Raw genomic sequence first — 19,971 nt, forward strand, 5'->3', positions numbered from 1 at the left:
TAAGAAACTTTACAAACAAGAAATTGGAACCGAATTTCCAGAGGATCCAAAAACACAGCTGATTTTGGCTGTGAAAGCTGTTTTCAGGTCTTGGAATAATGAAAGGGCCAAAATATACAGAAAACTAAACAATATTCCCGATGATTTAGGGACTGCTGTAAATGTTCAATCAATGGTATTTGGAAACATGGGAGATGATTCCGGAACCGGTGTTGCATTTACTAGAAATCCTGCAACAGGAGAGAAAAAGCTTTTTGGTGAATTCTTGATAAATGCTCAGGGAGAGGATGTTGTTGCAGGAATCAGAACTCCCCAAAGCATTGAAAAGCTTAGAGAGATAATGCCTGATATTTATACACAGTTTGCAAATGTTGCAGACCTTTTAGAGAATCATTATAAAGATATGCAGGATATTGAATTTACAATAGAGAAGGGCAAACTGTATATGCTCCAAACAAGAAATGGTAAAAGAACGGCTTTTGCGGCTGTAAAGATTGCAGTGGATTTGGTGAATGAAGGAAAGATAACAAAAGAGGAGGCTATCATGAGGGTGGATCCTGTCCAGCTTGACCAACTTCTGCACCCCACCTTCAATGCTGATGCCTTAAAAAGAATGAAACCATTGGCAAAAGGACTTCCTGCCTCACCAGGAGCTGCCAGCGGCAAGATATATTTCACTGCTGAAGCTGCTGTGGAGGCTGCAAAAAAAGGTGATAAGGTTATACTTGTAAGGCTGGAAACATCGCCTGAAGATATAGAAGGAATGATAGAAGCTCAAGGCATACTTACAGCAAGAGGTGGAATGACTTCTCATGCTGCAGTTGTTGCAAGAGGAATGGGAAAATGCTGTGTGGCAGGCTGTGAAGCCATAAAGGTAAATGAGCAAAGCAGGAAGTTTATCGTTGACGATAAAACCTTTAACGAAGGAGATTATATATCCTTAGATGGAAGCACAGGCAATGTCTATGAAGGCATAATAGAGACCCATGAACCTGAGCTAAGCGGACATTTTGGACAATTGATGGAATGGGCTGACGAAATACGAAGGCTTAAAGTGAGAACAAATGCAGACACCCCAAGAGATGCAGCCCAGGCAGTGAAGTTCGGTGCAGAAGGCATAGGCTTATGCAGAACAGAACACATGTTTTTTGACGAGACCAGAATTCCTGCTGTAAGAGAAATGATTATAGCTGATGACTTGGAGCAAAGAAAAGCTGCATTAGAAAAGATATTACCCATGCAAAGAGAAGATTTTATAGGTATATTTGAAGCCATGGGGGAAAGACCAGTGACCATAAGACTGCTTGATCCACCACTACACGAGTTCTTGCCACATAATGAAGAAGATATAAAGAAGCTGGCAGATGATATGAAGGTGGATTATGATAAATTAAAAAGCAGAGTTGAAGAACTGAAGGAGTTCAACCCAATGTTAGGGCATAGAGGCTGCAGGCTGGCTATAACATATCCTGAAATAGCAGAAATGCAGACTAGAGCAATAATCGAGGCTGCCATTCATGTGAAAAAGAATAAAGGCATAGATGTAAAACCTGAAATAATGGTACCTCTGGTGGGAGACGTAAAAGAGCTGGCTTATCTTAAGAGCATTGTGGTTAAGCTTGCAGATGAAATAATAAGGGATTCTGGAATAGAGCTAAGATATCTATATGGCACAATGATTGAAATACCAAGAGCTACTTTGGTGGCAGACGAAATCGCAAAAGAAGCAGAATTTTTCTCCTTTGGTACAAACGATCTTACACAGATGACATATGGCTTCTCCAGAGATGATGCAGGGAAGTTCCTGGAAGAATATTATGAGAAGAAGATTTTTGATAAAGATCCCTTCCAGGCTATAGATAGAAAAGGTGTAGGTAAACTTATGAAGATGGCTGTGGAATTGGGAAGAGCGGAAAGACCTAATATAAAGCTTGGTATTTGCGGTGAACATGGCGGGGAGCCTTCATCTGTTGAGTTCTGCCATGAACTAGGACTCGATTATGTTTCATGCTCTCCATATAGAGTACCTATTGCTAGACTGTCAGCTGCCCAGGCAGCCGTAAACAACAGAAACTAAATTCAGGGGCGCTCTGCTTCCTCGTATAGGTAGATTTTAAAAAAGTATTGTCACTTAGCTTTAAGGGGCAATACTTTTTTTATGTAGTTTATGTATGGGAAAAATATTATAATAAATTAGTAGAGAAGAATCGTGATAGTAATGTTAGGAGGATTTGATTCAATAGTATAAAAATGGGGGAATGAAACTGATGGAAAGGCAATTTTTAATAAAAACTGCAGAAGACTTTATTAAGGATTCACAAGATAATTACATAACGAAGGAAATAGCAATTTCGGATAATGTTGTGGGAATGAGGATCTTTGATGCCCCGATTTTTGCTTTTGGTTCTGCAGATGATGACTACTTTGTTCTATTAAAACAACCGTCGGTAATAGGGGAACACTTCTTACTTCCAAAAGAATGGTTACCAGGAGCAAAAACAGTTGTATCCTTTTTTTTGCCCTTTAGTGAAGAAATTAAAAATAGCAATAAAATAGATATGTCATGGCCTTCCGAAGAATGGCTCCATGGACGTATTGAAGGCCAGATTTTGCTAAATAAGCTGTGTATGAAATTAAAGTCTGAATTAATAAATGCAGGATATAACACTGTTGTGCCCGGTTTAGATGAGAGATTTTGGTCAAATAATAACAGCTCCAATCATGTAGCGAAATTTACAAGTAATTGGTCTGAAAGACATGCTGCATTTATATGTGGGCTTGGAACATTCGGTCTTTCTAAAGGACTCATAACTCAAAAAGGCATAGCAGGAAGATTTGGTAGCATCATAACAGAATTATATTTAGCACCTGATAAAAGAGGATATAAAAAAATATATGAGAACTGTTCCATGTGTGGTAAATGTGCAGAAAATTGCCCAGTTGGCGCAATATCTATAGAAAATGGAAAAGATCATGTTATATGTTCTAAATTTTTAGACCAAACAGCTGAAATCTATAAGCCTAGGTATGGTTGTGGAAAATGTCAGGTAGATGTACCTTGTGAATCAAAAATACCTAAATAGTAAAGAGCAGTCAAGATAAGATAAAAACTATAAATAGGTAATTATGATATGCTACTCTTCTGAGAAGCAGAATAATGGGATTTAAAGGTTGTATAAACAGAAGTGTTCCATAATAGTGAAAAACGACCATTGGTCTATATGATAGCAGCCGCCTGGCAGTATATAAAGAAAGATCAGATTCTAACTATAGTTGTAAAAAAGGTATAGAGATATATAATAACTTAATTAACTAATAAAGCAGGGTATTGTGATACAATAACACGATACCCTGTTGTTTATATATTACATATAATCGGATATGATTAAAGCTCTTTTATTAAACTGCCGATAAAAATATATAGAAATAATTTACTTTCATGCTAAGGATTTGATATCTAAGGGGGTATATCAATGCATTTGGGAAATTTCGAAAGGAAAGCGTTAATTCATGAGGTCACGGTTTTATTGTTGGTAATTGCAATTCTTATGTCTATCATTATGCCTATTTATGCAGATGAAAATAAAATAACTATACCAAAAGAAATTACAATTATATTAACAATGGACAGTCCCTACATGACAGTGGACGGAGTTCAAAAGGAAATTGTAGAGGGAAAGAATGTCAAACCGGTTAACATCAACGGGCAGACGCTTATCCCTATCAATGGTGTCATTGAGGCCTTTGGTGGAAAGGTTGATTGGCGCGAGAAGAACAAACAGATTTCCTGTACGCTGGACGGCCAGGTAGCTACAGTTTGGATCGGGAGTACACGGATATCCTCCTATAAAAAAAACATATCTGGATCTGTTACAGCAAAGAATATGAGCGTTGCACCGCAAATCATAGATTCTTATATTATGGTTCCTTTGCGTCCCGTGGTAGAAAATCTTGGATGTACTGTAGAGTGGAATGAAAGCAATAATACCATTACGCTTAAAAAGCCATATTCATTGCAAAACCTACTTCATGCTATTGAAGGTTTGAAGAAAGAGTCAGAGCAGCTAGGGCAAACCAATACTGAACGGGTGAGGTTAATTTACGAGGCTATTGTTGAAGGTTGCGATGAAGGGTTGAAACAACAGCCTGTTGAAAATTCTATCAAATGGAAGCTTTTATGGTATAAAGGGCAGGCTCTTAATAACCTTGAAAGATATGATGAGGCAATTGAAACACTTGAAATAGTCTCAAAAGAAGTGGCAAATGATAAGAAGTCCAGTTGGGATACGGTCCATTATGATTTGGCAAGAGCATATATGCTTGCTGGGGGTCTGTGGGAAAAAGCCTCGAAAGTTCTCTCAGAAAGAGGTTTTATATCTGTGGAAATGCTTAAAAATGACAGGCTCTTTGATTCGGTGAGGGAAACAGATGAATATCGTAATTTGGTCGGAGTATATATCAGAATCGATGGCTGGCTGCAATATTCAACAAAGCCACAATATAAAAACGGTAAACTCATGGCTTCTCTGGACGATACAGCAATACCTCTCGGAGCAGAGGTCAAGTTTGATGAATCTTCAAAAAAATTAACCATATCAAAGCTGGGAAAGGTTGCTGAAATGCAGATAGGTTCAAGCACGGCAAAAGTTAATGGAAGAAATGTTGATATAGGTGTTTCTCCCATACTGTTGGATGAATATTATGACCTGGAGGTCAGTGAGCTACCAGATTTCATTCTGATGGGCCGTACTCTGGAAGAATATAAGAGAGATATGTACATTTTGGTTCCTTTGAATTTTGTGGCTGAGTTGCTAGGACAGAAGGTTATATGGGATGACAAAATGAATGAAGTAAATATAATCGAGGATTTAAGCAGATTCAAATATTCGAAGGACCATATGATATGGGTAAACTCCACCTACCTGCATGTCAGCTCATATGAAAGAGGTTCGGTAACATTCAATAAGATTGCTGGTGTGGGACGCCGTGACGCAGCAACGATTCTTGGTGCGAGGAATTCCCTGATTAGAGACTGGGGAATTTATGATAGGGATGATTTCTTTGATATGGTGGACTGGCTGAAAAATAAAGGTCATAACAGTGTTTATAGTATTTATAAAGAGAAGAATGATTACATTTTAACTAAGTACAAGGATAAACTTGAAGGAAAAGGACTTATTGGTTGGGACTACATTAGACTTATCAGATTGTCGGGACTTGCTTATCTTTCCGGTTATATAACTTTAGAAGAATGTTACGATATAGCTATTGAAGCTGCAAAAGTAATTCAGAAAACATATTCTTCATGGGATGAAGCCACCGAAAGCTATATTATAGGCCGTGGCTTCTGGTCAGGAGAAGATCCCGATGATACATCGACTTTAACAGGGAAAATAGAAAAAACCCGCAAGGAACTGCTGATGAAAAAAAACATTCCATGGAATACATTACCATGGAATCTGCCGCTGGATGCTAAATAATATTGTCTTACAGATTTGAAACCATTTTTAGCAGAAAATCTGCTCCCAGATTCACAGGCATGATAACTGAGGATGAGCTGAATACTATTTTGAAGGCAGCATATGCATCTCTCATTGGTCGTGCAATGTACGAAAATGTTCATTTAACTGTTAACTTGCAGTAGAGTTAGAGTGTACTTATATCAAAACTCCTTTTATGTTTTTTAGTAAATTAACATTTTAGGGGGTTTTGCGTATAAGTGCATCTTTTTTGCAAGATATGTTAGTGTTTTTAAACACCAACATTTATATAGAAGCGTTTTTTAATAAAAATGTGTTTCTGGCCATTTGGATTTGAAAAACATGCATTATGGGGCACCTTTTTAGGCCGAGTTATGAAACACTTATGTTAATTTTATTAAGTCCTATCTAGTTATTAATAATTAATATATAATATTTATTTGAAAGGTGGCTTTGCTGTGTTTGATATGATGATATTGAAACTTAGGTAAGCAATTAATATTACTGATTATGAAAGTGAGAGTTTTAGTGAAAGCAGAGACTAAAAGGTGGAGCAAAGTTGAGTGAGCAAGAAGCGCTGATGAAGTATGATGAAATGAAACAATCTATCCAGTCCTTCTTGCTCATTAGTGATAATAGTGAGAAAGAAATTAGTGATTGATGAGGTTGTTTTATTAACAAGTATTATAAATGAAAACGTCTTGAATAAAGGTGGTGATATCATGTTTTGGAGAAAAAAGCGAGGTTGGTTTGGCGAACACTTGGAAGAGAATATAAAAGCTTTAAATGAAGGAGACCTAAGTAGGATTCCTTGGATTTTCTGTGTTTTCAGTGAAAAGGATCCTTATGCTAAATTGCAAGCTTCTAAAGTACTGAGTAATATTATAAAAGGTTTTGAATTTGATGATATCATCAGAATCGATACGCAGATGAGACAGACAACATCATTAGAGTGGAGTATAAATTGGCATGAACAAAGAATAGATAATTTCTTCACACCCACAATGAGCATAGAAGAGCGTCAAGCAGTACTTATTTTTGCATCTTTTAACCCTAATGGTTTTATAAGAGAGGAAGCAGTACGAAGACTAAGTGAGTATGATGGCTCTCTGCCATATATAATTTTAAGGTTGAATGATTGGGTTTTGCAGGTCAGGCAAGCAGCCAGCGAAGCATTTGATAAAAGATTGCATAATCTTGCAAAAGGTGAGATGCTTATAGCTTTACCATTTGCTGAGAAGCTGAAATTGGGCAGCCGAGGTTCCCATGGAGAAAATACTCAAAAATTTTTTGATAAGCTTGTAAGTCAGGAACATAGAGAAGATTTGATAAAAGGTCTTCAAAGTGATAATCTTAGAACTCGTAGAATTTGTATAGCGGCTTTATTTGAAGCCCATCAACCAGACATTGAACTGGCATTTTATCAATTAAAGCATGAACCAGAACCCTTTTTACGAGCAATGTTATTCGAGAACTTGTGTAAGTCTGGTCAGGATATGAGAGAACCTTCTCATATCTTGTTGAAGGATAAATTTGCACACAACCGTATTCTAGCTTTGAAATACCTGCAAGACAAACAAGATAAAAATATTTATCAAATTTCAATGAAATTGATTTTTGATAAAAATGCATATGTAAGAGCATTTGCTCGGAGCATTATCAAACAGCATTCGTTAAATTTTGATTTTCGGTCAGCATATCTAAGAAGTATTGGACAATTTACTGAAGCTGCTATTTTAGGATTAGGAGAGATAGGGCAGGTGAGTGATACAGAAATCATTGAAGGGTATCTTAACGATAGACGAATTGCTGTAGTACGGGCGGTTTTAATCTCATTAATGAGGTTAAATAGTGAAAAATATAAAACTCTTATTATTGAAAAGCTCACAGACCATCGAATTGGAGTAATAAAAACTGCACAAAAGTTGATTCTTAAATACCATGTTCAGGATTATAGCAGAATATATGAAATATTTTGTGATACACCTTATGAATATACGAAATTGAAGTGCGGGGCCATTCTTTTTAAAGCATCAAAGTGGGAAAGCTTGACGTATATGTTAGAGGCTTTGTCAGCCGAAGAAGAGAGTATTAGAAAATTTGCCTTGCATTCGATACAAAGATGGATATTTGCTTTCAACAGGTCATTTATACAGGCAAGCAAACAGCAGAAAGAAAAAATACAAATACTTGTCGAGAAACAGAACGAAAAACTTTCAAACAGCCTCATAAAAGAATTACTGTTTCTTTTGAACTAGAGAAAGGATGTTTTATGATTATAGACGGAGCTGAAGTAATAGCCATTTCCCAAAAAGATAATTTTGGTGTTATAAAATATGGCGATAATTCAATAAAATCAATACCGATAGAATATCTTGCAATTTGCCAGTATGAGAATGATAAGCAGTTTTATGTCTTTCTCTGTAATGGTAAGTTTGAGGTTGAACAGGATATTGCCTTTAATACTATGGAAGAAGCTAAACGGTATGCTTATAAAATAAATAGGCATATACAATGGGAAGATGGCATCAAATATGTAAAATTTGATGATGTGGATTTTAAAGGTGGAAAAGTTAATAAACTTGAGATATTCTATCCAAATGGTTATATGATTGATATTGGATATATAGATGATATGAAATCTTTTGTTATTTCTATCATAAAAGATAATGACTGGGTAAATATAGTTAAAGAAATTGAAGTAAAATCGGATATTGATTTAAAGCAGAAGTTGATAGAAATTATTCAATGGGTAATAGAAATACAAGAGAATTGAGTAAGATATAAAAATAAATCGGAGGTAAAAATGGAAAATTACGAAAAATTTGTGTTAGAACAAACAAAAATCCCACAAAATGTAGTTTATGAAATTTATGAAGTGTTAATAGACAAACAATCCAATAACATACCACTTAATCAAATAGAGCGTGATATTTATTTAATTTGTAATTACGAAGGGGAAATAAATAATGGTGGCTTTGACCAGTTCTTTTTTAATGGATACAATGTAAATCTTTATAATGGAGAATTTGTAAAACTTACAAAAGAAGCATTGTTAAAAATAAAAGCATATAAAAATGCTGAGTTTATTGATACAGCAATGAATATTGTAGGTGAATCGAAAACGGGAGCCGAAACAGATGAACAAGCAGAGCAGCTAAATGAACTAGACAACTTATTCTATGAGTATCCTGAAGATTTAAGTCAATTGCAACTTAATTATATGATAGAGCATATCAATGCCTAGCAGCCCGCCGTTTGACCAATTACCAACTAATTAATATAATATAAACAATAGAGAAACCTATATATAAGGAGGCAGATTATATGGATATATTCGGTAAAATGGAAGAATATGATTATGAACAACTAGTGTTTTGTCAGGATAAAAGCTCCGGGTTAAAAGCAATTATCGCTATTCATGATACTACTTTAGGGCCAGCGTTAGGCGGAACAAGAATCTACGATTATGAGACTGAAGAAGAAGCGATTATAGATGCATTAAGATTGGCTAGAGGTATGACATATAAAAATGCGGCTGTGGGACTAAATCTTGGCGGCGGGAAGGCAGTTATTATAGGTGATCCAAAGAAGATAAAAAGCGAAGCATTGTTTAGAGCTTTTGGAAGATTTGTTGAAGGACTAAACGGCAGATACATAACCGGTGAAGATATGAATATGACACAGCAGGACGCTGCATATATTAATTGTGAAACGAATTATATAGTGGGTTTGGAGACAGGAAGTGGCAATCCTTCACCGATGACAGCTTATGGGGTATTTAAAGGAATGCAAGCAGCTGTTAATGAAGTTTATGGAAGTGATGATTTGAAAGGGAAAACCGTGGCAATTCAAGGATTAGGAGCTGTCGGGAGACTCCTGGCAGAGATATTGTATGAAGCAGGAGTCAAATTAATAGTAACTTCAAGGGATCAAGCAAAAATTGATAAAGCTGTAGTAGAATTAGGTGCAACTGCTGTAGGGCTGGATGAAATATACGGAGTAGAATGTGATGTGTTTTCGCCCTGCGCCATAGGTGCCATAATAAACGACAAAACAATTGAGCAACTAAAATGCAAAATTATTGCCGGTTCAGCTAACAACCAATTAGCCGAGCCAAGACATGGTGATATTCTTCAGGAAAAAGGAATACTTTATGTACCGGATTATATAATAAACAGCGGCGGTGTTATCAATATAATTGATGATATATCGGGACGTGAATATAACAAAGAAAATGCTATGAAAAACACTGCGAAAATTTATGACGCCTGCAAGAAAGTGTTTGAGTTGGCCAAGAGAGACGGCATTCCAACATATAAGGCAGCTGATAAAATGGCTGAAGATAGAATCGCATCAGTAAGCAAAATTAAAACAATTTATAATAGAAAATAGTCTTCCGACATAACAAACATTGAGTAAGTCGTAGTCTTCAATAATACAAAGCCTATTTTGAGACAAGGGATGGACTAAAAAATCTTTTTATGACGCTGGATAGTATTATATATGCTAAGGGTAATTTTATGAAAATGATCAATGCAAGGAATGAAGATACAAAAATACCAGAAAGTTGAGTGATTTATTAGTATATGGCTTTTACATCAAAATATCGCCAGAAATCTGGCGATATTTTTTATATGCTTTAATTTACTAAGTACAAAGACAAAAATTCAAGAATGTTAAAAAAATAACAATTATTGGATATGCTTATATTTTGGCTGGCTATGCTACAATTATGTTAACAATACACTAATTGGCAGGTTATGATGGCATAATTATTGCTTATAAATATATTAGAAAAATATTCGGGAGGTATGAATAATGAGAGAAGTAGTAATTGCCTCAGCTGCTAGAACACCGATAGGAAGCTTCAATGGAAGCTTATCTGGTGTGTCTGCTGCTGATTTAGGCGCGGTTGCTGTTAAGGAAGCCTTAAATAGAGCAGGTGTGAAGCCTGAGATGGTAGATCAGACAATTTTGGGCTGTATATTACAAGCAGGATTAGGCCAGGGTGTAGCAAGACAGGTTGCAGTAAAAGCAGGTATACCAGTTGAAAAACCTGCAATGACAATAAATATGATTTGTGGATCTGGCTTAAGATCAGTTCAACTTGCAGTTCAAGCTATTGTATCTGGTGAGTCTGATATAGTGGTTGCGGGTGGAACAGAAAACATGAGTGCTGCTCCTTATCTCCTTATGAAAGCAAGAACAGGTTATAGAATGGGAAATGGTGAGATCATAGACTCAATGGTATATGATGCATTAACAGATGTGTTTAATAATTATCATATGGGTGTAACTGCTGAAAACTTGGCAGAAAAATATAATATAACAAGAGAAGAACAGGATAAGTTTGCTTGCACTAGCCAAAACAGAGCAGAAGCAGCTATAAAGGAAGGAAAATTTAAAGAAGAAATTGTTCCGGTAGTAATAAAAACTAAAAAAGGTGATGTAATGGTTGACACTGATGAATTTCCAAGACCAGGCGTCACTGTTGAAGCATTAGCTAAATTACGGCCTGCTTTCAAAAAAGACGGTACAGTAACTGCAGGAAACGCATCAGGCATTAATGATGGAGCAGCTGCCATAGTTGTTATGTCTAAAGAAAAAGCAGATGAATTAGGGATTAAGCCTTTAGCTAAGGTAGTAAGCTATGCTTCTGCCGGTGTAGACCCAAGTATAATGGGTATTGGTCCTGTGCCTGCTACCAAGCTAGCATTAGAAAGAGCTAACCTGAAGTTGGAAGACATGGATTTGATAGAAGCCAATGAAGCTTTTGCAGCTCAGTCTTTAGCAGTGGCAAAAGAATTGAATCTTGATATGAGCAAAACCAATGTCAATGGAGGTGCAATAGCCCTGGGGCATCCTGTAGGAGCCAGTGGAGCTAGAATATTAACTACACTTCTATATGAAATGAAGAGAAGAAATTCAAAATACGGTCTTGCTACTCTTTGCATAGGCGGAGGAATGGGAACTGCACTGATAGTAGAAATGTAATTACAGATATAAATATAGTAAGCCATCGGTCCATAATATCCGATGGCTTACTATATTTATATCTGTAATAATTAATTAAAGGAAAATACATTTTTTTGTAGTATATAATAGTATGTAAATTATTTGGGAGTTGTTTTTATGAATATAAGGCAGAGAACTGAGGAAATTGAGAAGAGTATTCTTTCACCTTATGCTGTCCTGAGTATTAAGAGCAAAGGCAGAGAACGTGAGGAAGCAAAATGTCAGATAAGGACAGATTTTCAGAGAGACAGAGATAGGATTATCCATTCTAAATCATTCAGGAGACTTAAACACAAGACCCAAGTGTTTATATCACCGGAAAAGGATCATTATAGGACAAGGCTCACACATACTTTGGAAGTAGCACAAATTGCAAGGACCATAGCAAGGGCTTTAAGATTAAATGAAGATTTAACTGAAGCAATTGCATTAGGACATGATCTTGGTCATACCCCCTTTGGCCATGCAGGTGAGGCTGTGCTTGATGGTATTCACCCAGGCGGTTTTAAACATAATGAGCAAAGCCTTCGAGTGGTGGAAGTGTTAGAGGATAAAAACGGGTTAAACCTGACATGGGAAGTAAGAGATGGAATACTAAACCATACTGGTAGCAATATGCCAAGTACTTTAGAAGGAATGATTGTTAAATACTCGGATAGAATAGCTTATATCAATCATGATATAGATGATGCATTGAGAGCTGGCATATTGCATATTAAAGATTTGCCCCAAGAATGCTTAAAGGTATTAGGCTTAGACCACAAAAACAGAATCAACACTATGATTACAGATATTATAATGGAAAGCATAGATAAGCCTTACATTAAGATGAGCAAAGATATAGAGGAGTCTACTAAAAATTTAAGAGAATTCATGTATGAAAATGTGTATATTGGTTCAAAAGCAAAGGTTGAAGAAGAGAAGGTTCAATATATAATAAAACAGCTCTATGAATACTTTATTGATAATCCATACAAAATTCCTGAGGATATTAGGAGCAAAAGGCCTAATGAAGACAACCATAGGTTAATTTGTGATTATATAGCAGGAATGACAGACAGGTATGCCTTGAACAAATATAAATCAATTTTTTTGCCGATTGGATGGCAGATTTGAAATAAAAATAGAGGATATTTGTGTTTTATATCGAATAAATATAATTTCAGTGTCCCAAAAAGGAGTATTATGAAGATTATAGTTGATGCAGATGCGTGCCCTGTGAAAGATATTGTTTTAAAAGTGTCAAGAAAATACGGGATAGTTGCTTTGTTTGTTTGCAGTATTAGTCATTATACAAACTATTATGAAACTAATAAAGTTAAACCGATTTATGTAGATAATGTATTTCAATCTGCAGATTTGGCAATAATCAATAAAGCCAAAGATGGAGATGTGGTAGTGACTGGTGATTATGGACTTGCTGCCATGGTATTATCAAAGGGAGCATGTGCAATTTCTTACAATGGCAAACTCTTTGACAACAGCACTATTGATGATTTGCTTGACAAAAGACATCAATCTATGAAATCGTTGCGCAGTGGCCAGCGCATCAAAGGACCAAGAAAGAGATGCAAAGAAGATGATGAGAGATTTCAAGCTACTTTGGAGAGAATGATAAGCATCAAAAACAAGGATTAAAGGTGGTATAAGATATGTTTTTCTCCGAAGAAATGGTTTCTGAGATAATTGAAAAAAACGATATTGTTGATGTTATATCCCAATATATGAACCTGAAAAAAAGAGGAAGGAATTATATAGGTTTATGCCCTTTTCACTCAGAGAAAACACCTTCCTTTAATGTTTCTCAGGATAAACAACTCTTTTATTGCTTTGGCTGTGGTGAAGGAGGAAATGTCAGTACATTTATCCAGAAGATTGAAAGGATGAATTATCCTGAATCCCTCATGTTTCTAGCTGAAAGAGCGGGTATTGAGATAAAAGAAAATCTAAGCAGCAAAGATGCAGAAAAGGCTAAAAGAAGGCGATTATTGTTAAAGATTAATAAAGAAGCAGCCAGGTTTTTTTATAAAAACCTGAGTAATAATCTTCAAGCAATGAAATACCTGAATAATAGAGGGCTTAGTATTGACACAATAAAGAAATTTGGTCTTGGATATTCCATAGACTCTTGGGATGGACTTAAAAATTTCATGGCTTCAAAAGGAATAAAGCCAGAATTGCTGTATTCAGCAGGACTTTTAGTGAAAAATAATAATGATGGTTATTATGACAGATTTAGAAATAGAATTATGTTTCCTATCATAGATTTAAAAGGGAATGTTATTGCTTTTGGCGGGAGAGTGATGGATGACAGCAAACCCAAATATTTAAATTCTCCAGATACAGATATATACAATAAAGGGTATAATATTTATTCGCTAAATCTTGTTAAAGGCATAAAGGATTTAAAGAATATAATCGTTGTAGAGGGTTATATGGATGCCATATCCTTGCACCAATATGGGATAAATAATGTTGTTGCTTCATTAGGAACAGCATTTACAGAACAACAAGCAAGATTATTGAAAAGATATACCAATGAGATAATAATTGCTTACGATTCTGATGTAGCTGGACAGACTGCTACTCTCAGAGGGTTGGCCATATTGGAGAAAGAAGGCTGTAATGTAAAAGTTATAAGGCTTCCCAAAGGCAAGGATCCAGATGAGTATATAAGAAATGAAGGCTTGGATTCCTTCAAAAAATTAATTGATAACAGCATGTCCCTTATAGATTATAAAATATATAACCTGAAACAAAATACAAATATAAAAGAGATTGAAGGAAGAATAAAGTTTGTTAAGCAATTGGCAAGGATTATGAATACAATCGATAGCCCAGCTGAAGTAGATGCATATATAAAGAAGTATTCTAAAGAGATGCAAATAAGTGAGGCTGCTATTTATGATGAATTAAATAGAATAAAAAATAGGCATAGTAATGGAAATAACAGGCATAATATAGTAGACAGAACTAGTGGTATAAATAGCTTGAGTCCTAAAAAAATTATAAGTGGAGAGATTATTGCAGAAAAGAAATTGCTAAATATGTGTATTCAAGACAGGAATAGGGCAGAAAATATATTTAACCAAATTAATCCTGATTATTTTACTGATCCATTGAATCAAAGAATTGCTGAGGTAATAAATTTAAAAATAAAAGAAGGAAAATTGATATCTGCTGGAGAAATAATAATCCATTTGGATAATGAAGAGTATGTGAATAAAGCTGCTGGAATTTTTAATAGTGAGTTAACAAACCATGATTTGGAATTGATGGATTCATATATAGATAAGCTTTGTCAAGCGCACATCCGTAAAAGGATCGAGGAATTGACAAAAAAAATGAATGAATATTATGAGATTGGGGATAAGGATAAATCGAATGAGATATTTAAAGAAATCATGGAATTACAAAAGAAGAAGAAATAGTTTCCTGGAAGGGAGGGGATAACTTTGAAGAACGATGAAACAAAAATGAATCATATAAAAGAACTGATTCAAAAGGGCACTAAAAATGGAATGCTCACTTATAAAGAGATAATGGATACATTAGAAGAAGTGGAGATGGAACCGGATCAGATAGATAAGGTTTATGAGTATTTAGAAGCAAAAGGAATAGATGTGGTTGGCAATGCAGATGTTGAAATTGATTTACCTCCCATTGATGACGAGGAAGAACCGGTTGAATTGGACCTTTCTGTTCCAGAGGGTATTAGTATAGATGATCCTGTAAGAATGTATCTAAAAGAAATAGGAAAGGTTCCTCTTCTTAGCCCGGAAGAAGAAATTGAATTGGCAAAGCGAATGAAAGAAGGAGATGTTGAGGCCAAGAAAAAATTGACCGAAGCAAATCTAAGGCTTGTAGTAAGCATTGCTAAGCGATATGTAGGACGAGGTATGCTTTTTCTGGATTTAATACAGGAAGGTAATCTTGGTCTTATAAAGGCCGTTGAAAAATTCGACTATGTAAAAGGTTTTAAGTTTAGTACCTATGCTACATGGTGGATTAGGCAAGCCATAACAAGAGCTATAGCAGACCAAGCAAGAACTATTAGAATACCTGTTCATATGGTAGAAACAATAAATAAGCTTATCAGGGTTTCCAGGCAGCTTCTTCAGGAATTGGGAAGAGATCCTCTTCCAGAAGAAATTGCAGAAGAAATGGGCTTATCTGAGGATAAAGTAAGGGAAATAATGAAAATTGCCCAAGAACCGGTTTCTCTTGAGACTCCTATTGGAGAAGAAGAGGATAGCCATTTAGGAGACTTTATTCCTGATGATGATGTCCCAGCACCGGCAGAAGCAGCAGCTTTTACCCTTCTAAAGGAGCAGCTTATAGAAGTCTTAGATACACTTACTCCGAGAGAAGAAAAAGTTTTAAGGCTTAGATTTGGACTGGATGATGGAAGGGCAAGAACTCTGGAGGAAGTAGGCAAAGAATTTAATGTCACCAGAGAGAGAATAAGACAGATAGAAGCAAAAGCTTTAAGAAAATTAAGGCATCCAAGCAGAAGTAAGAAACTTAAGGATTATCTGGAATAAGAAAGGCTTCCGATTGAAGCATTTTAATAACAAAGAAGCCTTTCATGAAAGCCATTAGGTCAAGTTAATATTAAGGTAGAATTATACTTTCCTATGGCTTATAAAAAATTATAAAAAGGCCCTTGACAATTTCACATAAAGTTAGTAGAATAATATTTGTCAGTTCACTTTCCTCAATAGCTCAGTCGGTAGAGCATGCGGCTGTTAACCGCAGGGTCGTTGGTTCGAGTCCAACTTGGGGAGCCATCTTAGGGCCTTTAGCTCAGTTGGTTAGAGCAACCGGCTCATAACCGGTTGGTCCGGGGTTCGAGTCCCTGAAGGCCCACCATTTATTAAGTATTAAACCTCAAGGTTTCAAATCTTGAGGTTTTTTGTTTTTTGTGCTGTATTATTACTTAATATACTTATTAAAATTGGATAAGTATAGTATAATAAAAATATAAGTTATCAATTGAAAAGGATGATATATGTTGGAATTGACTCCAAGACTGAAAACAATAGGTGAAAGCATAGAAAGATGCAATGTTGTTGCTGATATCGGCTCTGATCATGCATATCTTCCTATTTATCTCATAAAAAACAATAAAGCAAATAAGGTAATCGCTTCAGATATAAATATTGGACCTGCTAAGATATCAAAAGAAAGAATAAAGAAATATGGTCTGGAAAATTATATAGAGGTAAGAATAGGTAACGGCTTAAAAGTTATAGATAAATATGAAGCAGATATAATTGTAATAGCGGGCATGGGAGGATTATTGATAAAAAGCATTATTGAAGAAAGAATGGATGTAGCAATAAGCGCTGATAGATTAATACTTCAACCTATGAGAGATAGCAGAGCTCTGATAAGCTGGCTATTAAAAAGTTCCTTTGTTATAATAGATGGAGAGGTTATTAAGGAAAACGAAAAATATTATGAAATTATAAGAACCTGCTTTGATGAAGAAGCGGATAGAGATGCAGAAGTGATTAACGAGGTATATTATTATAAAAATACTCCAGTACTGCATGAGTACATAGATAGAAAAATAGAGCAATACATGAATATAATAAACCAGCTTAAGGCATCAAATGTTGCTGACAGCGATGCTAGAATGCGGGAGTGCATAGAAGAGTTAAACAATTACAGGGAGGCTAAAAAATGGCTTATCTTAAATGCGGAACAGTAGCAAGCATAATGGAAAATATAGCTCCAAAAAGATTAGCTGAAAATTGGGATAATGTTGGCCTAATCATTGGCGATAGTTCCAGTAGTATAAAGAAGATTATGGTGTGCTTAGACCTGCCTGCTTGGGTTGTAGATGAGGCTATAGATGCCAATGTGGATATGATAATAACACACCATCCCATCATTTTCAATCCTATAAAGAAGATAAGCAATGATACTGCTCTGGGAAAGAAGATTATGAAGCTGATTAAGAATAATATTTCTGTCTATACATCCCATACCAATTTTGATATAGCCCAGGGAGGTTTAAATGATATATTTGCAAGACAATTAGGATTTGTAAAGACCAATATTATGAAAACCATGATTGAAGAAAAATTGTATAAGATCATTACATATGTGCCTGAAGGTTTTGAAGATAAGGTGCTGGAACAAATGTGCAAAGCTGGAGCAGGCTTTATAGGCAACTATAGCGATTGCAGCTTCAGAGTAAAGGGTATCGGGGCTTTTAAGCCTCAACAAGGAACCAACCCTTATATTGGGGAAGTAGGCAAATTGGAAAAAGTAAATGAATATAGGGTTGAGACAGTTGTACCGGAAGATTTGCTCAACAGTGTTATAAAAGCCATGCATAAAGCCCATCCATATGAAGAAGTAGCCTTCGATATTTTTGAGCTAAAAAATAAAGGAAAGTCAATGGGCTTAGGGAGAATAGGTCATTTGGAGAATAAAGTTACATTGGTCTCTTATGCAAAATTTGTGAAAACCACCCTGGAATTAGACAAGGTAACATTTTCAGGTCCACCAGAAGCTGAGATTAAAACTGTTGCCTTGCTAAATGGTTCTGGCAATAGTTTTATAAGTGCAGCCAAATTTTCTGGAGCTGATGTTCTTATTACAGGGGATTTACAATATCATCAGATAATTGATGCGCTGGAAGAGGGTATCTATGTAATTGATGCAGGGCATTTTGGAACTGAAAAAATAATGATAAAAGCAATTTCGGATTATTTAAGGACAACTTTAGAAACTCTTGGATATAATGCTGAGATTATAGAATCAAAATCAAATATAGATGTTACCATGCACATTTAGGAATAGTATTTTTGCTATTCCTTTATTTATTTTATACCACAGGAATTAAGTAATTAAAGGCTTTCCTTAAATAAATAAAAGCTTTTATATGTATTGTCATCCAAAGTCAATGGAAGGAGGACATAAAAATTAATATTCCCATATAGGGTAAGTTTATAATGAAAGAAGGGTGAAATATGGAGCTGCAGTTTTTATATGAGTATCAACAGCAAGAAAATAACTATAATAAGTTATTATCAAAAATATCAGAAATAAGAGATGATGATAAAATAAACAGGCTAAAAGATGAATACTCAAGATTAAAAAAGGAGTATATCAGCCTATCTTCAAAGAAAGCAGACATAGAAAAAGAAATATTTCAAAAAAATTCTCATTATAAAAGGCTGCAAGAAAGTAAGACTAATTATGAAAAACTAATGTATACACCAGAAATTAACAGTATAAAAAAGCTTGAAACTCTAAAAAAGCAAATAGAAGAAACTGATAACAATATTTCCATAGAAAAGGGTCGTATCGAAGACTTGAAAAGAGCATTGATGGAAGTAGATGAGGAGATATTAAAAACCAAAAAAAAGTTTGCATTTATCAAGAAGAAATATGATGCAGCTAAGGAAGAGAAGGAAAATAAGCTTAACTTTTTATTAAATGAGAAGAAAAGTGTCGAAGAGCTTCTTCAAGAAATAAAACTTAAAATAGATGATAGAATATATAATGATTATATGAAAATGAAGGAAAGGTTAAATAATCCTATTGCTGAAATAGAAAATAGAAAATGCAGCGGATGTAATATGGAAGTTCCTGCCATGGACTATGAAGAAGTGAAGAACGGCAACCCATTGAAATGCCAGAACTGTGGTAGAATATTGGTATATAAAAAGAAAAAATAAGAGAAGGATAGAAAAATTACCTTTGACATAAAACTGCATTCATAATATAATTAATTTCTACAAAGATAATAAATGAGTAAATCGGATGGTCGCGTGCATATTATATGCATGAGGAAAGTCCGGGCTCCATAGGGCAGGATGCCGGGTAATGCCCGGTGAAGGCGACTTCAAGGAAAGTGCAACAGAGATATACCGCCATTTTTAATGGTAAGGGTGGAAAGGTGAGGTAAGAGCTCACCAGCGATTAGGCGACTAATCGGCTATGTAAACCCCATCTGGAGCAAGATCAAATAGGGAAGCCAATGAGGTGGCCCGCCTCGCTTCCGGGTAAGATCGCTAGAGTCTGCTGGCAACAGCAGATCGAGATAGATGGCCATCTAAGACAGAACCCGGCTTATAGATTTACTCGTTATAGTTTTAATGCCACAGCTTAATAGCTGTGGCATTGTTTTAATAATATGTTACATTCTGTCCCTATCAACTTCCAAGAATCTAACTAGTGTTGCCGCTGCTTCTGCTCTGGTAAGCTTATCTTCCGGTGCGAAAAGCCCGCCTTCTTTACCAGACATAATATTAAGTCCAGTTACTATAGCTACATAGCCTCTCATTTCTTTGGATATAGACTCATTATCCTTATAATTCAATGCGAATATCTCCGATTTATCAGCTATAAAGCCGAGGTTCATAGCTTTAACCAGCATTTTAGCTGCTTGAGATCTGGTGAGCTCTGAATCAGGATTTTTCTCTTTTTCAGTAATTATTTTTCTTGATATAGC

General features: G+C 35.4%; 17 protein-coding genes, 2 tRNA genes and 1 other RNA gene. 19 read left to right on the forward strand and 1 reads right to left on the reverse strand.

Translation table 11 applies throughout. The features are described from left to right. The 19 genes from ppdK to rnpB form a co-directional block, all read left to right on the forward strand. The coding region (gene ppdK, locus ACESM9_RS08595; protein WP_372997289.1) for a pyruvate, phosphate dikinase at nt 1–2,077 on the forward strand (2,077 nt) is incomplete at its 5' end. Nucleotides 2,078–2,267: 190 nt separating this feature from the next. Beyond that, on the forward strand, nt 2,268–3,083 hold the full coding sequence (locus ACESM9_RS08600; RefSeq protein ID WP_372997291.1) for a 4Fe-4S binding protein: 816 nt from the start codon (nt 2,268–2,270) through the stop codon (nt 3,081–3,083). A gap of 390 nt (nt 3,084–3,473) precedes the next feature. Further along, complete coding sequence (locus ACESM9_RS08605; RefSeq protein ID WP_372997293.1) at nt 3,474–5,480, forward strand: stalk domain-containing protein; 2,007 nt, start codon at nt 3,474–3,476, stop codon at nt 5,478–5,480. Between the two features lie 2 nt (nt 5,481–5,482). Continuing rightward, nucleotides 5,483–5,644 carry a hypothetical protein gene (locus tag ACESM9_RS08610; protein WP_372997295.1) on the forward strand — a complete coding sequence of 54 codons (162 nt, stop codon included), beginning with the start codon at nt 5,483–5,485 and terminating at the stop codon, nt 5,642–5,644. A 474-nt stretch (nt 5,645–6,118) separates the two neighbouring features. Next, nucleotides 6,119–7,738 (forward strand): hypothetical protein, encoded by a 1,620-nt coding sequence (locus ACESM9_RS08615; protein ID WP_372997297.1) that lies wholly within the window; start codon nt 6,119–6,121, stop codon nt 7,736–7,738. A 14-nt stretch (nt 7,739–7,752) separates the two neighbouring features. Continuing rightward, nucleotides 7,753–8,256, forward strand: coding sequence for a hypothetical protein (locus ACESM9_RS08620; protein ID WP_372997299.1), 504 nt, complete (start codon nt 7,753–7,755; stop codon nt 8,254–8,256). Nucleotides 8,257–8,286: 30 nt separating this feature from the next. Continuing rightward, nucleotides 8,287–8,727 carry a DUF4375 domain-containing protein gene (locus tag ACESM9_RS08625; RefSeq protein WP_372997301.1) on the forward strand — a complete coding sequence of 147 codons (441 nt, stop codon included), beginning with the start codon at nt 8,287–8,289 and terminating at the stop codon, nt 8,725–8,727. An 80-nt stretch (nt 8,728–8,807) separates the two neighbouring features. Continuing rightward, nucleotides 8,808–9,875 (forward strand): Glu/Leu/Phe/Val family dehydrogenase, encoded by a 1,068-nt coding sequence (locus ACESM9_RS08630; RefSeq protein WP_372997303.1) that lies wholly within the window; start codon nt 8,808–8,810, stop codon nt 9,873–9,875. Nucleotides 9,876–10,301: 426 nt separating this feature from the next. Continuing rightward, on the forward strand, nt 10,302–11,477 hold the full coding sequence (locus tag ACESM9_RS08635; protein ID WP_372997305.1) for an acetyl-CoA C-acetyltransferase: 1,176 nt from the start codon (nt 10,302–10,304) through the stop codon (nt 11,475–11,477). A gap of 138 nt (nt 11,478–11,615) precedes the next feature. After that, nucleotides 11,616–12,614, forward strand: a complete 999-nt coding sequence (locus ACESM9_RS08640; protein ID WP_372997307.1) for a deoxyguanosinetriphosphate triphosphohydrolase — start codon at nt 11,616–11,618, stop codon at nt 12,612–12,614. A 69-nt stretch (nt 12,615–12,683) separates the two neighbouring features. Further along, nucleotides 12,684–13,136, forward strand: coding sequence for a YaiI/YqxD family protein (locus ACESM9_RS08645; protein WP_372997309.1), 453 nt, complete (start codon nt 12,684–12,686; stop codon nt 13,134–13,136). Nucleotides 13,137–13,150: 14 nt separating this feature from the next. After that, entirely contained in the window at nt 13,151–14,929 is a 1,779-nt protein-coding gene (dnaG, locus tag ACESM9_RS08650) for a DNA primase (protein WP_372997311.1), read from the forward strand. Between the two features lie 24 nt (nt 14,930–14,953). Beyond that, nucleotides 14,954–16,042, forward strand: a complete 1,089-nt coding sequence (gene rpoD / locus ACESM9_RS08655) for an RNA polymerase sigma factor RpoD (protein WP_372997313.1) — start codon at nt 14,954–14,956, stop codon at nt 16,040–16,042. Between the two features lie 170 nt (nt 16,043–16,212). Continuing rightward, nucleotides 16,213–16,288 (forward strand) — tRNA-Asn (locus tag ACESM9_RS08660). Nucleotides 16,289–16,293: 5 nt separating this feature from the next. Then, nucleotides 16,294–16,370 (forward strand) — tRNA-Ile (locus tag ACESM9_RS08665). Between the two features lie 139 nt (nt 16,371–16,509). Further along, nucleotides 16,510–17,214: a tRNA (adenine(22)-N(1))-methyltransferase gene (locus ACESM9_RS08670; protein ID WP_372997315.1), complete on the forward strand. Its 705-nt coding sequence runs from the start codon at nt 16,510–16,512 to the stop codon at nt 17,212–17,214. Continuing rightward, nucleotides 17,187–18,308: a Nif3-like dinuclear metal center hexameric protein gene (locus ACESM9_RS08675; protein ID WP_372997317.1), complete on the forward strand. Its 1,122-nt coding sequence runs from the start codon at nt 17,187–17,189 to the stop codon at nt 18,306–18,308. Before ACESM9_RS08670 ends, ACESM9_RS08675 begins: the two co-directional genes overlap by 28 nt. A 176-nt stretch (nt 18,309–18,484) precedes the next feature. Next, on the forward strand, nt 18,485–19,195 hold the full coding sequence (locus tag ACESM9_RS08680; protein ID WP_372997319.1) for a zinc ribbon domain-containing protein: 711 nt from the start codon (nt 18,485–18,487) through the stop codon (nt 19,193–19,195). A 73-nt stretch (nt 19,196–19,268) separates the two neighbouring features. After that, an RNA gene (rnpB, locus tag ACESM9_RS08685) (RNase P RNA component class A) lies at nt 19,269–19,608 on the forward strand. A gap of 48 nt (nt 19,609–19,656) precedes the next feature. Here rnpB and ACESM9_RS08690 read toward each other — a convergent pair. Next, nucleotides 19,657–19,971, reverse strand: a 315-nt coding sequence (locus ACESM9_RS08690; protein WP_372997321.1) for an S-layer homology domain-containing protein, incomplete at its 5' end; no start/stop codon positions are given.

Source organism: Lutispora sp., from assembly GCF_041687175.1.
In the GTDB taxonomy this organism is placed as follows: Bacteria; Bacillota; Clostridia; order Lutisporales; family Lutisporaceae; genus Lutispora.